Annotated in this window: 13 protein-coding genes; 7 read left to right on the top strand and 6 right to left on the bottom strand. The window is 39.5% G+C overall.

Annotated features, from left to right (window positions below; genetic code table 11):
- Positions 1–5: 5 nt before the first annotated feature.
- Genes ICW03_RS01725 through ICW03_RS01700 form a run of 6 tightly spaced genes read left to right on the top strand, consistent with a single transcriptional unit; the run spans position 6 to position 6,073 of the window.
- On the top strand, positions 6–929 hold the full coding sequence (locus ICW03_RS01725) for a glycosyltransferase family A protein (RefSeq protein ID WP_215348416.1): 924 nt from the start codon (positions 6–8) through the stop codon (positions 927–929).
- On the top strand, positions 919–2,355 hold the full coding sequence (locus ICW03_RS01720; RefSeq protein WP_215348415.1) for a hypothetical protein: 1,437 nt from the start codon (positions 919–921) through the stop codon (positions 2,353–2,355). The genes ICW03_RS01725 and ICW03_RS01720 overlap by 11 nt, the downstream gene beginning before the upstream one ends.
- Entirely contained in the window at positions 2,339–3,373 is a 1,035-nt protein-coding gene (locus ICW03_RS01715) for a DegT/DnrJ/EryC1/StrS family aminotransferase (RefSeq protein ID WP_215348414.1), read from the top strand. Before ICW03_RS01720 ends, ICW03_RS01715 begins: the two co-directional genes overlap by 17 nt.
- A complete protein-coding gene (locus ICW03_RS01710; protein ID WP_215348413.1) occupies positions 3,367–4,383 on the top strand; it encodes a peptidoglycan bridge formation glycyltransferase FemA/FemB family protein in 1,017 nt (338 codons plus the stop codon). The genes ICW03_RS01715 and ICW03_RS01710 overlap by 7 nt, the downstream gene beginning before the upstream one ends.
- Positions 4,380–5,135 (top strand): polysaccharide deacetylase family protein, encoded by a 756-nt coding sequence (locus ICW03_RS01705; RefSeq protein ID WP_215348412.1) that lies wholly within the window; start codon positions 4,380–4,382, stop codon positions 5,133–5,135. The genes ICW03_RS01710 and ICW03_RS01705 overlap by 4 nt, the downstream gene beginning before the upstream one ends.
- A 5-nt stretch (positions 5,136–5,140) precedes the next feature.
- The gene (locus tag ICW03_RS01700) at positions 5,141–6,073 is read left to right on the top strand and encodes a glycosyltransferase (RefSeq protein ID WP_215348411.1); all 933 of its coding nucleotides are present in this window, start codon (positions 5,141–5,143) and stop codon (positions 6,071–6,073) included.
- On the opposite strand, the gene ICW03_RS01695 is transcribed toward ICW03_RS01700, so the two are convergent.
- Together ICW03_RS01695 and ICW03_RS01690 are read right to left on the bottom strand one after the other, a co-directional pair.
- The gene (locus tag ICW03_RS01695; protein ID WP_215348410.1) at positions 6,059–8,122 is read right to left on the bottom strand and encodes an acyltransferase family protein; all 2,064 of its coding nucleotides are present in this window, start codon (positions 8,120–8,122) and stop codon (positions 6,059–6,061) included. The two genes, ICW03_RS01700 and ICW03_RS01695, sit on opposite strands and share 15 nt — an antisense overlap.
- A gap of 18 nt (positions 8,123–8,140) precedes the next feature.
- On the bottom strand, positions 8,141–8,473 hold the full coding sequence (locus ICW03_RS01690) for a hypothetical protein (RefSeq protein ID WP_215348409.1): 333 nt from the start codon (positions 8,471–8,473) through the stop codon (positions 8,141–8,143).
- Positions 8,474–8,693: 220 nt separating this feature from the next.
- On the opposite strand from ICW03_RS01690, the gene ICW03_RS01685 reads away from it, so the two are divergent.
- Entirely contained in the window at positions 8,694–10,529 is a 1,836-nt protein-coding gene (locus tag ICW03_RS01685; protein WP_215348408.1) for a B12-binding domain-containing radical SAM protein, read from the top strand.
- A 13-nt stretch (positions 10,530–10,542) separates the two neighbouring features.
- On the opposite strand, the gene ICW03_RS01680 is transcribed toward ICW03_RS01685, so the two are convergent.
- Genes ICW03_RS01680 through ICW03_RS01665 form a run of 4 tightly spaced genes read right to left on the bottom strand, consistent with a single transcriptional unit; the run spans position 10,543 to position 15,633 of the window.
- The gene (locus tag ICW03_RS01680; protein WP_215348407.1) at positions 10,543–12,570 is read right to left on the bottom strand and encodes an aminotransferase class III-fold pyridoxal phosphate-dependent enzyme; all 2,028 of its coding nucleotides are present in this window, start codon (positions 12,568–12,570) and stop codon (positions 10,543–10,545) included.
- The gene (locus ICW03_RS01675) at positions 12,567–13,460 is read right to left on the bottom strand and encodes an aldo/keto reductase (protein WP_215348406.1); all 894 of its coding nucleotides are present in this window, start codon (positions 13,458–13,460) and stop codon (positions 12,567–12,569) included. The genes ICW03_RS01680 and ICW03_RS01675 overlap by 4 nt, the downstream gene beginning before the upstream one ends.
- A gap of 6 nt (positions 13,461–13,466) precedes the next feature.
- On the bottom strand, positions 13,467–14,468 hold the full coding sequence (pseB, locus tag ICW03_RS01670) for a UDP-N-acetylglucosamine 4,6-dehydratase (inverting) (RefSeq protein WP_215348405.1): 1,002 nt from the start codon (positions 14,466–14,468) through the stop codon (positions 13,467–13,469).
- Positions 14,461–15,633, bottom strand: coding sequence for an LA_1612 family putative O-antigen biosynthesis protein (locus ICW03_RS01665; RefSeq protein WP_215348404.1), 1,173 nt, complete (start codon positions 15,631–15,633; stop codon positions 14,461–14,463). The genes pseB and ICW03_RS01665 overlap by 8 nt, the downstream gene beginning before the upstream one ends.

Below are 15,633 nucleotides of genomic sequence, written 5' to 3'. Positions count from 1 at the left end.
AAACTGTGGACTATATCAACCAACCGCTTGTTTCTGTTGTTATTCCAACATATAACCATGCACTCTTTTTAGAGAGAGCGCTCAAATCAGTTATTGACCAAACGTATAGCAACTGGGAGGCCATTGTTGTCGACAATCACTCCAAAGATCATACTGATGAAGTAGTAGCATCTTTTCCTGATAACAGAATAAAATTGCTAAAAATTCACAATCACGGATCTATTGCAAAATCACGCAACCTTGGCATTAATAACGCAACAGGTAAATGGATCGCCTTTTTAGATTCAGATGACCTCTGGTACAAAGAAAAGCTAGCCCTATCAATTGCTGCAATCTTGAAAAACCCGGCACTTGATGCTTGTAGTACTAATGAACTGCTAGTTGATTCTTCGAACAATGTTTCAAAACCGCTTCACCACGGCCCCTTTTGCAATAATTTTTATAAAACACTTCTTCTTGAGGGAAACAGACTATCTCCATCAGCAGTGATGGTCAAAAAAGAGTTTTTAGATGAGCACCAGATTCTATTTAGAGAGAATGTTGAATTTATTACAGCAGAAGACTTTGATTTTTGGCTACTCATGGCAGAGAAGAATGCCAATTTTTATTTTATAAACTCCATCCAAGGTGAATACACAATTCATCAGAGTAATGCATCCGGGAAATTAGAGTTCCATCTAAACAACGTCAAAAATGTATTAAAAAATCATATATTTCATAGGCAAATATTTACCAACGATAAAAAGAGTCTTTGGAATGCAGTACACAGTAGACTACTAATTGGTGAAAGTAGGAGGTATTTTTCTTCCAAGAATTATGGTCTCGCCATTTCAACACTACTTCAAGCAATCATCAAGTCGCCTCTATTTACAACATCCTATTCCATGAAAAAAATACTTAATCGGCTTGATTTAACAAGTGGTAATTAAAACGATCCTCTCTCAAGCCAACTATATTCTTGGCAACACCTTCATCGACGCCAAAAGAATGTGGTGTCTCAAGGCGAGCTTTGTCTTCAAACTTACGCTAATTTTTATACTTCTCCCTGGAATTGGCGCACTCATTAACCTTAATATTTATCACCTTCCAATATTTATTGGGGGATTCGCCCTTCTATCAATATACGCAACAAATGCAAATTCTTTTTCATTACATGCCCCAAAAAATTTAGAGATACCTGCTTTTGTATTGCTAGTACTATTGATAGCTCAGATTCTTACAGATAGGGGTTTTGGGATCCTTTCGGCTGGCGGATACGTGATCTTGATGGCCATCATTCTCTTTGGAATTCTTAGCGCGCAAAAACCCAGCATCGAAACAATCGTGAGGTGGATTAGTCTAATATTTCAAGTGCTAATGGTAGGCATTGGGATTGAGTTAATCATAATCTTACTGGGGAGACAATCGAGCCTTACTGAGCTTTTCTATTCGGAAGTCACCACTCACTATAAAAACTATAACCCAGCAGATTTAATACATTTTATGGGCTTAGCTATGGACTCTGGGGGACCAAATAGCCCACTACTTGGGTCACAAATCGGAGGTATGGTTTGCCTTTTTTCCACCCTGTGGTTTTTTTTAATCCCACAACTACCGAATGATTTCCAAGAAAACAAGAGAGTCATATTATGGAGATTCATTTCCATAATTCTTTTGCTGGCAACAATGAATGGAACTGCAGCGCTATTGACTGCACTGGGGATTTCAATTCCCTACTTTTTGTCAAAAAATAAACAGCAAAAAGTTAATGCATTGATATTAATACTGCTTTTTTTTATTGCTCTATTTTTTTTAATCTCACAAGGGTATATATTTGAAAGAATATTTTCAAATGAACCTGCTAGCTTTTCACGCGAAACACTAGATATATTTTTGCGTTCGGGTCTAGAGGCTGAAACAAAAGATATTGCAGTTATTGATTTCTATTTCTTCATATTTTTTCGACCAGTTGAAATTTGGCTTAATTCTGATTTTCTTACTCAAATTTTGGGTTCAGGCAATGGGCTTTTTTTAAATGAAGATATTTATATTGGCGGTGACTTTGGCTTTGGCAGCGAGATACTGCTTAAGACAGGATTAATTTGGGCCTGCACCTTCTCATGGGCAGTTTTGTCAACATGCTTTTCAATATATTCCCTGCCCAATAAACTCCCCAAATCTTCAAATGCATGGCTAGTACTAGCAAAAATTAACACCCTTTTTAGTTTCTTATGGCTAGCATCTCTCATACATTACACACCAGCTATTCAGAATGCAGGGGGATACAGTCTTTTTGGGCTTAGTCTTGCGCTAGTAATTTATTGCAAACACTGCGCTATCAAGCTTTTGGAAAATGAAAATGCACAAAGTTCCTAAAGAGATTGATTTTTCATTGGAAAAGAAAATATTATCGCTTTACAGCGAATCGGACAATATTAGATTTTTTAGCCTTGGTAGACATGCCATTAAAGCCGCAATTACTTCAATAGGCATCAAGAAGGGTGATGCAGTTCTATTGCCATCCTTTATTTGCAAAGAAGTTTTGGCTTCGATTTACGAATGTGAAGCTCAACCCATGGTTTATGACCTTAATAAAGATTTACAGCCGATCAGCCTACCAATTAACAATAAAATCAAAGCTCTTATAGCCGTCAATTACTTCGGATTTCCGCAAAATCTAACGATATTTAAACAATATTGCACAGAAAATGATGTTGCCCTTATTGAAGACAATGCGCACAGCTTCTTAAGCGTTGATTCTAGCGGTCAAATACTGGGTACACGAGGTGACTTCGGGATCACGAGCTATAGAAAAATACTCCCCATTAGAGAGGGCGCAAGCCTTCTGTTAAATTCCAAAAAATATCACATTGAAGGCGGGCAACTTCCATCTAATCTTACGAGCTCCTCGAAAATTCAAAAAATTCGCTCATTAATTCAATGGGTAGAAAGAAGGGCTGGAATTAGACTTACCCCTACAGGGAAGGCCTTAATTCGGAAAATACGCAAAGTTAGTTCGGGGTATGAAATTAAACCTTCTGGCGACGAATTCGAGCTAGCAACACCCCAGCCGGAGAACCCACCATCTTACCTAAGAAGGTGCATCAAATATACGGATGCAGGCCTTGAAATTGCAAGGCGGCGCTCGTTGTATATAAAATTCCATGCCCAGCTATCATCAACTGGAATTGAGTCAGTATTTAACGCATTAAATGAAGGAATATGTCCTTACGGCTATCCCTTTTACGCTGACGATGATGTCGCCGCTGAGATAGTTAAAATAGCAAGGGGAGAGGGCTATGATTGCTTTAAATGGCCAGAGCTGCCCTCAACAGTCCCAGTACCTTCACAGCCACACTACCATCAACTATGGGTGATTAATTTTCTATGCTAACCTGGAATCATTATGAAGGAACGGCCGAGGAGTGGAATAACTCACTATCACAGGCGCAAGATAGAAATATCTTTCAAACATATGAATGGGGTCAATACAAAGATTCATCGAAGCTTAAAACACGTCGATATATAGCTCACGACATTAATGGCAACCTATGCGGAATGTGCCAATTCTCTGTAAGACGGCTTCCATTAGGCCTGCACTTTATATGGTCAGCAGGCGGTCCAATCTTCCAATTTAATGGTGTAAAGCAAGAAAATCTTTCGGAATTGCTATCAACACTATTTAAAAAAATTCATGAAGAATATTCCTCGGCATTAATAAGGATTCATAGCCACGTTAGCAACACACCCAATCTAGCCTTTAAGTTTAACCAGGCCGCAACTAGGCCAATTTTTAAATTAAATACTGGCTTTACCATTGCATTTGATGTTCAAAAAATTCCTGATTTCAGGAAAAATATGACGTCAAAGCATCGATATTACACAAAAAAATCATCTGATTCTAATATTCAATGGGTTACGGGCAACAGAGACATCGACCTTAATTATTTGGCCACAATACATCAGGAAATGGTGATAAACAAAAACATTACTAGTTTAGCTATGGGTTTAGATGAATTAGTATTGATGCGTAACTTTTTACCAAATAACTTATCCGTTCTATCTGGTACTTTAGGCGGGACTCCAATCACTTCCTGCCTGATATTAGAGTTCGCTGGAATTGTATTTTACATGATTGCTGCCACTGGGAATAAAGGAAGGCAAGAAAGCGCGGCTTACGCAATGATAGAAAAGTTATTTACACAGTTGCAAGAAAGCAATGTTCAAACCTTTGACTTTGCTGGTGTAGATCCGATAACCAAAGGGGCTGCCGGAGTAAATCATTTTAAGATGGGATTTGGGGGTGAACTTATTGAACATCTTGGTGAATGGGAATCTGCAAGCAATGAATATGTTCGGGTGGCAATCAATTTTGCAATTCGCTTAAAAGGTGGCAGAGCATGAGGTGGCAACAGGCGGCACATAAAATAATCTCCGAGTGCATGGCTCTAGCAAGGCTACCCCTTGAACCAAAACCAGGATTCAGGGTATTGAGCTATCACTCGGTTGGAGGAAATGCACTTGGAGATCATTTGGGTCTAAGCTCTATTTCACCGAAATTATTTAAAAAACATATTTCTAGCCTTTCAGAATATAAAATTGTTGGCACAAACGACGCGGATTTAAATCACAATCAGCTCTCTGTGGGAATAACTTTTGATGATGGATATAGGGACAACCTTTATATTGCCGCGCCTATTTTAGTTGCAAATAATATGCCATTTACGATATTTATTGCGACCGACTTAGTCGCTAATGGCGCGAATGGATTTCTAAGTACTCATGAGTTGAAAGAACTATCAAAACTACCAAATGTCACAATTGGAGCACATGGAAAAACACATACCCACCTTACAAGACTCAAAGAGTCACAAATTTTAATCGAGTTGCAAGACAGTAAATCATATCTCGAGGACTTGTTGGGCGAGTCCATTCAGTCCATGTCTTATCCGTACGGTGACGTTGATGAAAGGGTCCTATATGCTGCTAAAGTTGCGGGATATAAAAATGCATTTACAAGCAACTTTTCGATAAATAATTCGCAAACAGAAGCGTTGAAGCTCAATAGATGCGCAATTTTAAATGGTGACACCACCAGAACTTTAACTCAGAAAATAAATGGCGACTGGGACTGGAGAGGGATATTAGGAGCTTAGTAACAATGAATGGCATCTCGATCATCATCCCGATTTTTAATGAGGCGTCTAACCTTTCGGACTTGCTAGAAGCAATAATGGCGCAGACATTGAAACCTGATGAAGTAATTTTTGTAGACTCAGGGTCGACTGATAAAACCGATCAAATCATTGCTGAATTTTCCAATGGCCCCATCTTTATTCGCCACATAAAAAACCTTGGGGGGATGCCTGGAGGAAATAGAAACAAGGGCATATTAGCATCAAAGTATGATTGGATTGCCTTTATAGATGCGGGAATAATCCCATCAAACAATTGGCTTGAAGAGCTAATGAAATGCGCAAAAAAAAATAATACGAAATCAATCTTTGGTCAATGCCAATTCACAGGCACAACAGCATTCTCACATGCAGTATGCGCAGTATCCTATGGATGCACCAGCCATCCCGTCATACCAGCATCAATATTTCATAAGGACATCTTTAAAGAGGCGGGACTTTTCCCGGAGAATTTAAGAGCAGGAGAAGATACTGTTTGGTTAAAGTCTTTTGATGAAACATTCTATATTAGAATTTCCACCAACATCGTAGTTGCAACTTATGACTCGTTTCCCGATTCCTTATCTTACCTGTCGAGAAAGTACTGGATATATGAAAAAAGTTTATTCAAATCCGGCCTAGGAAAACCCAAAATTATAGGTTTAACCTTATTTTTTATAATTGCTCTCATAGCATTAATTACTAATGCACAATTATTTTTTACAATACTAACTACCTACTTAATTGTTAGGGGCGTTTTAGATCCAGTGAGAAAGAGTAAAAAAATTACTTGGTGGAAGAAATTTCCACGCTCAATCATTCTTGCACCAATTTCTGCTGCGACCATTGATATAACCATAGTTATTTCTAGAAATTATGAGAATTTAAAACTAATTAGGAATCTACTAATCAGACGATAAATTTAGCGCTGGATATAATAAATGAGAACCATAAACTCCCAAGTGGTCTGAATCAAAATATAAAAATTGTCCGTCTTTTGCAAGAGGGCAAATTTCCAAATTACAAATCAGTTTGTCAAAATTAATAATGCTGGCTTTATCGTCATGCTTTCTAATTTCAGCGTTAACATAGCTCTGATTTTGTTCATGCAAATCTCTTGAGACGGAAAATTTATTAATCTCCACATCACTTGGCCCTGCTTTGACTAAAATATCTCTTGGTAGCACGAGTTGCCTTGGGGTATCCTCAACCAAATATACCTTAACACCAATTTCAGAATACTTGGCAATAGTATTCTGAAGCGCCCATGAAAAATCTCTTCTTGAGGATTCAATATTTATAGGTTCCAACTCATCCCTAGAAATATAATTTATCTCATTTGGAGTAACTATGCTGCCGGAGTAATAAACCCATCGATTCGCAAGGATGACCGACTTTATGCCATTACTTCTTACATAACTAAAGATTCGATCATTTAGCTTTCTACAGTTATAAGTTTCGATTCCATTGCCGCGCCTCATCGACTGAATGCCCAACAAAGATGGACATCCAGAGGTCCCGGCAAATAAGATTTTAATCTTTTTATTCAATGCATATTGCTCTAGGACAGGAATAAGACTTAGCGCATGACTATCCCCATAAGCAAATATAGTTGCAGCAGATTGTTTATCTCCGAGCTCACAAAACCATTTGTCACTAATTTTATACGCATATGGAATTTCAAAACATTCAGCCTGCATTTCAGTTCTTCTAATTGAGTCAATGTAAGCGCTGAATTTTTGATGACGTGACCGAATTTCAAAGCCATTATCTTTATACACATACAGCCCCAATAAGGCAGTGAATATCATTAATAGAGCCAAAGTAATTATTGCTGATTTTTTATAAAGTTTAAATCTAATTGGTTTCTCAATCAATTCATAGGTTAGCCATGCTAGTAATACCGAGACCGCAATTATGGATAAGCGAACGTTTCTTGATGGCAATTCTCCCTCAAGCCCTCTCACCATTGACAGCAGAACCCAGTGCCATAGATATAAAGGGTAGCTTATTACTCCAACCCAGACAAGACTTGGGTGTGATAAAAAAACTCTGTTAACCCAGGCATCTCTTCCCGCCACTATTAACAAAATGGCAGCAGAAGCGGGTATTAGCGCCCAATAGCCGGGGAAAGCTAAATCTTTCGTAAACATAAAAACACTTACAACAATTAATATCAATCCGATTAAAGACTGAATATTTCTCCAACCCGCGCCCGCAAGGATCGCCTCACATTTGTTGACTATATGGAAGTATTTGGCACTCAAGTATTTCTTTGGATTCTTATGCGCGCCCTTAAACGCACAAAACCACGCCAAAACACCTCCGAGTATTATTTCCCAAAATCGTGAAAGAGGAGAATAAAATGCGGTGATAGGATCAGCTTGAACAATCGCAATATTAAATATTAGCGAAAGCACCAATATAATAATAATTATAAAAATTAAATTAAATCGCAACTTCCAGGCGGTCCAAATTAAAAAAGGCCAGATTAGATAGAACTGCTCTTCTATTGCCAGACTCCACAAATGCAATAGAGGCTTTTTTTCTGCTGCTGAGTCAAAATACCCAGAATCACCCAATAGCATCAGATTTGTCATAAAAGATGATGCGCCGACAACGTATCTTCCAAGTTGCGCATACTCATCTGCAAGTAGCACAAACCATCCGAGAATCAAGCTAGAAAACAATATGATTAAAAGGGCGGGGAAAATTCTTCGAATTCTATTTGAATAAAATCCGATAAAACTGAATTCGTTATTTTTTAGCGCATGAAAAATGATCAAGGAAATCAAATAGCCTGAAATTACAAAAAAAATGTCTACCCCTATAAATCCACCCTTTAGCCATGTGGGGAAAAAATGATATCCAAGCACGGACACAACGGCAACTGCACGCAAACCATCAATATCTGGTCTGTATGAAGGTTGTTTTTGATAACTAAAACCCGATTGGGAAAAGCGCATCATATTTAAAAATATTTACACTTAATTATTCAAAGCTCTTTTTTTTACCTCTCGCGCTGGACTACCAACACAAATGATGTAATCAGCTAGAACTGTATTTACTTGTGAACCAGCACCCACCACAATTTCCTCTCTTATGATTACACTAGGTAAAATTAAAACCGTTGCACTAATCCATGCATCACTCTCAATAGTAATATTTTCTACAATATCTTTTAGCTCAAGAGTTTTAGGGTCGTGGGCTGCCGTATAAATTTTCACTCCCAGACTAGATGTGACATTATCACCAACTCTAATTTCTGCCCTACCATTCAGAGTAGCTATAAAACATTCACCAGCTCTTTTAGATACCACGCCGTTACCGAAGAAAATGTAACTAGGGAAGGGCTGATATACTATTTAGTCGAGCATGCAATTTTATTTTTAATCCAATTCAATAAACCCTTACTCCCACGGGTATGAAATTAGGGTTTTATTGTTTGTTGCACTAAATTTAAGTACTTTAATATAATATCACCAATCACGTCAATTTAGTTAATTTGCATTCCTTTGCATTTCAACCAGAGCAAAAGATATGAAAATTTGCATTTGCACCACTCCAATTAGGCCAGATCCTACCGATTTTCCACCGCTTGGATCATTAGCTATTATTCAATCTCTTCGTAAAATTGGAATTGAAGCTTTTTTCTTCAATATTGACTTTTTAAGACCAAGTACCGAAGAAATTAAGGCTTATTTTTCTTTGCATCAATTTGATGTAGTAGGTATTAGCGCCGTAGTGTCTACAGCGTACTCATACACCAAGTGGCTATCGTCAATTATTCGAGAATCTCGGAACTCCACTACCATTATTTCAGGAGGCAATCTTTCCGCCAGCGCAGAAATATTGCTTAGAAAAACAGATATCGACGTTTGTGTAGTTGGTGATGGTGAATTTATCATCTTGGATCTTATACGCAAAATACAAGATCATCATCATGATGAACAAAAAAAATACCTTGATGAAGTAAAAGGGATATGCTACTTAAACCAACAAAATGATTTTAAATTTACCGGCTATGGTGCGAAGCCTGATGCAAGTGAAATCGAACACCCTGACTATTCAATTTTAGCTAAAGATGGCTCTCTAGCGCACTATCTCCCTCCAATTGAACCAGAGCATGACGAAAACAATTCGACCTTAGACACTGCTCCCCGTAGGTCCGCAACGGTGATTGCAACCAAAGGGTGCGTTGCAAGATGTACCTTTTGTCACCGCTGGGAAAAAGGTTATCGTGCTCGACCCTTGGAAAACCTTAAACATCATATTCACCATCTAATAAATGACTATGGAGTTACTGATATCACCTTTGGTGATGAAAATTTTGGAGCAGATAAAGAATTAACTAGGGGGCTTGCTCTTGAAATGGGGAAACTAAAACTCTCATGGATTGCAGCGGGGGTAAGAGCAAGAACTGTAAATCTTGAAGATTTAAAGCTTTGGAAAGAGAATGGATGTAAGGCTATTTATTTCGGCATTGAATCAGGGAGCCAAAAAATACTCGACATCATGGAAAAAAAGGCTACTGTTCAAGAAAATATAAATGCATTGAAGTGGACAGCAGAAGCAGATCTTGACACTATTGTTCAACTGGTAATCGGTATGCCAGGAGAAGATGACCTTACCATCAATGAAACAATAGACTTCCTAAAAAATATCTCTAAGGGCATTAAAGGCTGGCATGAATCACCCCCCAGCGGCTCAATTAGCATTAATTATGCTCAAGCATTACCAGGAACTCCATTATATGAATTCGCTAGAGAAAACAACTTTATTGGAAATTCAATTGATTTAGAAGAGAATTACCTAATTCAAATAAGTGATACAGATGCATATAGCGAAGATCACTTCATTAACTATACGGGCTTGCCTACTTTAAAAATACTAGCATGGCGGCCTTTAATACTAGCCAAATTAGATGCGCATCATTACATCCATAACCTAAATAATGAGCAACTACCCCTTTACAAAGTTTTTGGTTATTACATTGGAATTCTATTGGCAAAACTGAATATTAAATTACTTCAACTAAATCCCTCGTTTCTCGAGGGATCAGATAAAAACTATCGCCCTGGATACTTCAATATTCAAAATCATCTGATGCTTGCACCGCTCTTACTTAACAAATATACTAAGCTTGCTTTTACACCATTACTTCTTGTTATAGTTGCAATATGGAGAGGAAAGTCTGCATCGCGAGCTTTAGGTCTAATGATAGAATTTTTATTATGGAAGGTTGGAATTACGCACAGTAAACTTGTTGCTGCTCCGAATAAATCCCTAAGAAAAGTAATTAAGATTCAAAGCATAGGAGAGGAAGAGGGAGATGAAAATGCCAAGCAAATGCTTCCGCTCAGGCTCGGCAGGTAAATGTTATTTACACTCAGTTTAAGCGCTTAAACCCACCATGACATACTGAACTCTTGAGCAGAGTTTTAATATCTCTACCCTCTTCGCATTCTTTAATCATGCCAAAGACTGGATCAAGTGCCTCGAAGAAACCATTCAATACCTCAGGAGTGTGTTCTGTGCAGGCATATGCGGTATTGCTTGCCAAATAACCTTTAACAAGCATCTCTTGAGTAATTAAGGTTTTATAAGCTAGCGCATTCTCACTAACAATCGTAAAACCAGTTAAAGCCGGAAGACCCCAATGCTCAATCTTGATGTCATGCTTGTCAGCCAAGTCTTGCCATCCTTTGCGGATATTTAAGCCAGTCTCGGTAATTTTTTCCCAAGATTTGGTTTTTTCCATAACTTCTAGTGTTTTTAATGCGGCAGCTGGTCCAATACGCTCGGTCCAGAAAGTACTACTAATAAATGTTGTCTGCGCAGCTTCCATCACTGAACGTTTGCCAATAATGGCAGTAATTGCATAACCATTACCCAGCGCTTTTCCAAACATCGCCATATCGGGCTCGACACCATACTTTTTATGAAGCCCACCAAAAGTTTCTCGGAAACCTGAGGTGCACTCATCAAATATGAGAACAATGCCACGATCCGTAGCTAGCTTGCGTACCTTGTGTAGGAAATTATCTTCCGGGCCTTTATTGCGAACGACCTCCATCTTAATCACACCAATATCATGCTCATTCACCAATGCCTCAAGCTGAGCATAATTGTTGTAATTAAAAGGTAAGACTGTGCCACGAAGATCTCTCGGGACGCCATTTGGCTCTAGGCCAGGCAAGAGATGGCCATCCAAATGCTTGTCATCACCTAGATTGGCCGATAAATACCAATCATGCCACCCATGGTAGCCACAAATAGCCACTTTATCTTTGCCTGTTGCAGCTCTGGCAATGCGAATCGCAATCGCATTAGCTTCGCCACCCGACCGCGAGAAGCGGACCATGTCTGCCCAAGGATGTAATTCCACCAAACGCTCCGCTAGGTAGACTTCCTCTGGACAGTTAAATGTAGACATATTGCCTGCATCAACTACTTTTCGAACCGCCTCATCGACCTCTGCATTGCCGTACCCCAGGGTATTGGTGCCAATTCCCATAATGGACATGTCAATATATTCCTTGCTATCGAGATCCCATACCTTGCATCCCTTAGCCTTACTAAAGTAGGCTGGCCACTGATCAGGCAAAAACATTTCTGCACGCTTAGAGAGCAGCATATTCCCACCTGGTATTACCTGCTTAGCTCTTTTCCAGAGTTTTTGTCCAGTACCCATCACTGCTCCCTCATTGCGAATTATGTCTTGATTAAGACTAAACCATTCTGGATGTTCTAACTGTAATTTCAGAACTGTCTTCCAGTCAAAATCTGTGTTTGGATAGAAGTGATTAAATACCTTCTCAACCACAACAAAGTCCACCGGTTCATCTACCGTCCATCTGAGGCTTGAAAAATCCTCAGTATTTTTGATGGTGGCTGTCTTAAATTTACCTGGCTCGCGTAAATATGGTGTGACATGCTCATGATCAAATGGCTTATCGGACTCTTCTTGCGCCCTTTCAAGTGCGGCTAATTTGAAAACTTCAATATCAAGTCCATCTGGCAGCGTTGGCGGGTAGTTATTGCACAAATAATCAACATCTTGATCCAAAAACTGCTGAACACATTCATCCACTAATACGGGATCAACTAGAGGGCAATCGCCAGTGATTCTAATTACAACATCAGCCTGATGTTTTTTAGCCGCCTGAATATAGCGATCTATCACATCATTTTCACTACCCCGCTCACATGCATAGCCAATTTTCTGAACATGATCAACTAAAACTTTATTACGATCATCGATTGAAGTTGCCACCACAATTTGATTTACCAAAGTTGCTTTTGATAATCTTCCCAAAAGTAGCTCAATCATTGGAACGCCATTAATTGGCTTCATCACCTTGTTGGGCAAGCGAGTTGAGCCCATACGCGCCTGAACAATAGCAACAACCTTCAATTGACTCTCCACAAGGATGGGTTAATTAAATCCAAATCCTCAGATTGAATTTCAGAATGAATGACCGATACATCAATCGTCTTGGCTGCGGATAAGATTTCTTTTAGCTGATCAATGCCATCAACCCCTACAACCACGCGATCAACACCATCAAAACTTAAGGGATACGCCAAGCAGTGCTGCAATGCATTTAATGTCGAGCTCTCTAAATCTGCTTGCCAGATATCCCATAATGCATCCCATTTAGAAAAATATTCAGGAATCAATTGGCGATCCATAAGCAACAAACCCTGAAGAAATGCAGAGCGTGTATGAACTTCAATTCCAAGATCCTTTAATCGCCCCAACCAACCGCTAGACACCAATCGCCTGTCAACTAAATTCAAAGGAGCCTGAACAATATCTAAAGGAAATAAAGTCAGAATGGCATCTAGCTCACTAGGGTCATAAATTGAAATACCTATCTTATTAACTAAGCCCTTATCCCTTGCTTGCAATAGAGCTTTAAAAAGATCTGGCCCAATATCGCTCAATAACTGACTAGGTTGATGCAATAAAAGGCCATGCAGCCTATCAATGCGCAAGCGCTTCAATGACGATGCAATTTGGTCACTTACCCAAGAGGCGATCGATTCGCCGTTAGGTGCCGGCGGAAGCTTGCTGATGACGTGAAAGTCTTGGACCCCAATTTCACCCAGACAATCCTCGCTATTGCCATAGGCAATCGCAGTATCGATAGTATCAATACCCTGTGATAACGCCTCATTCAGGATTGCGGAGCCATCGCTCCGTTGAATTTGCCCAGACTGGTTCGCAACGCCATAAGCAAGTCCAAACTGCGCTGTACCCAGCGCAATCCTTGACGTACTTTTTAATAGGTTTTGAACCATGAAGGATTAGATTTGCAACATCTTCTGCTTGTTGGCATCGATCCATGAACGCAATTCTTCCACGCTCATCCAGCTTGGATTGTTATCTGAACTGTAAGTGAAATCAGGCGATACCAATTTACCGTTGTTGATACGGTAAGGATCCTGACTCCAGTCATGAATTGCGGGAAGTATCTTGAAATGCTCTGGATACTCATAGGTATATGGAGCGTCCTCAAACCCAATCATCTGCTCATGCAATTTTTCACCAGGACGAATGCCGATAACTTTTTGCTCAAGCCCAGGAGCAACAGCTGATGCTATATCTGGAATCTTCATTGATGGAATCTTCTTGACATAAATTTCACCACCAACCGCATCATCAAACGCATGCCAAACCAGCTCAACACCTTGCTCCAGGGTGATCATAAAGCGCGTCATACGCTCATCAGTAACCGGAAGTGGCCCACCTTTTTCAGCTTCATTCAGAAAGAATGGAATAACTGAACCACGTGATCCCATGACATTTCCATAGCGTACGACCGCAAATCGAGTTTCATTTTTTCCAGAATACGAATTACCGGCAATAAATAACTTATCGGATGTCAGCTTAGTTGCACCGTATAAATTAGCGGGACTGCTCGCTTTATCTGTAGAGAGGGCAACCACACGTTTGACACCCTGATCAATACAAGCATCGATCAAGTTCATTGCGCCCATTACGTTTGTCTTGACACACTCAAAAGGATTGTATTCAGCTGTAGGAACAATTTTGGTCGCAGCAGCATGCACAACATAATCAATGCCTTGCAGGGCGCGAGATAAGCGATCCTTATCACGCACATCACCAATGAAGAATCGAACTCTATCATCACCACCATATAGTTTTGCCATTTCCCACTGCTTCATCTCATCTCGAGAAAAGATTACCAAGCGACTTGGGTTGTACTTTGCCAAAGTCAGCGGAACAAACATGTGGCCAAAGGAACCAGTACCACCGGTAATGAGAATTGAAGAGTTTTTAAGCATATTTAAGTTGCTCGCTAGTTAAAAAATGTTGCAGTGTTGATTGAAGAATTGTATTACCTGGATCAAAGCCCATCACCTGAGGCGCATAGGTTTGGCAAGTTTTTTGCCATTGGGCATCGCTTTCGCCAGCCAAATAATCCATTACTCGATAAACCTCATCAGAATTCACTGATGAAGCCCAAAAGGGGCCGTTTTCTGGCAGCGATCCCGGCCAACCAAAGCGCCTTGCTGCGCTATTGATGAATTGACCTCGCCCAGCAAAAAAAGCTGTTTTTCCACCTCTAGCTAAAGACTCATAGCCTAAAGTAGAGTCGACAGTCACCACTATATTGGCAGCATCTAATTGTTGGTAACCGCCAAGTGGAGATGATCTGGGCTCATATACCCAAGTAGATTTTGTAATGCGCTCTTTAAAGTATAGGTACTCCGGGCCAAATTTTTCGGTTTCACGACCATAAACTCTGAGGGTTTTGCCATGGTCAGAACACCATAAATCTAGATGCTGAATCAGCAAACCATCTATCGCAAAGAACTCTTCCCAGCCGTACGCCTTTCCATTGGCATCAAACACAATCGGCTTACTAGGGATTGATTTTTGATGGTACTGAGATATATATAAAACCTCATCGCGATACTTTTTCGGATTTATGGGAACTAGATTATTTTTAAGGGACCCGCTTGGAAAGATATTACTGGCAATCCTAGATTGGTAATACTCGCCGATAGATGGATTATGAGCAAAAATTGCATCTACTTTCCAGCTACGATCAATAGAGAAACGATCAAGCCAATTATCTCGAGTGCCGTTTTGCAGCAATATAGTTTTAATTCCCTCAAATTGTCCAGAGATCTCATAAAAGAGCGGATCATTATCAATAAAGCTTGCTACTAATTTAGGTTTAACTACGCTCAAGAAGGACCAAACGTAAGCGCGATCAGGACGGCCAAGCCAAAAATTTTTAGTCAATATAGATTTAATTAAAATGGGGATATTAATAAAGCCACCATCTAATTTAAAAATTTGAGATGATTTCTTTTCAAAATATTTTGATAATAAATCACTTCCAGCAGAATGGAAAATCACTACATCTGTGTGTAGCGGCAAGCTCCACTGCTTTGGCGCAACTATAAAGACTCTATAGATCCAAGTGAGCTTATCTCGCAC

It is taken from the genome of Polynucleobacter sp. MWH-Aus1W21, from assembly GCF_018687275.1.
GTDB lineage: Bacteria > Pseudomonadota > Gammaproteobacteria > Burkholderiales > Burkholderiaceae > Polynucleobacter.
The sequence above is the reverse complement of the archived record's forward strand: the minus strand, read 5'-3'. Positions and strand labels throughout refer to the sequence as shown.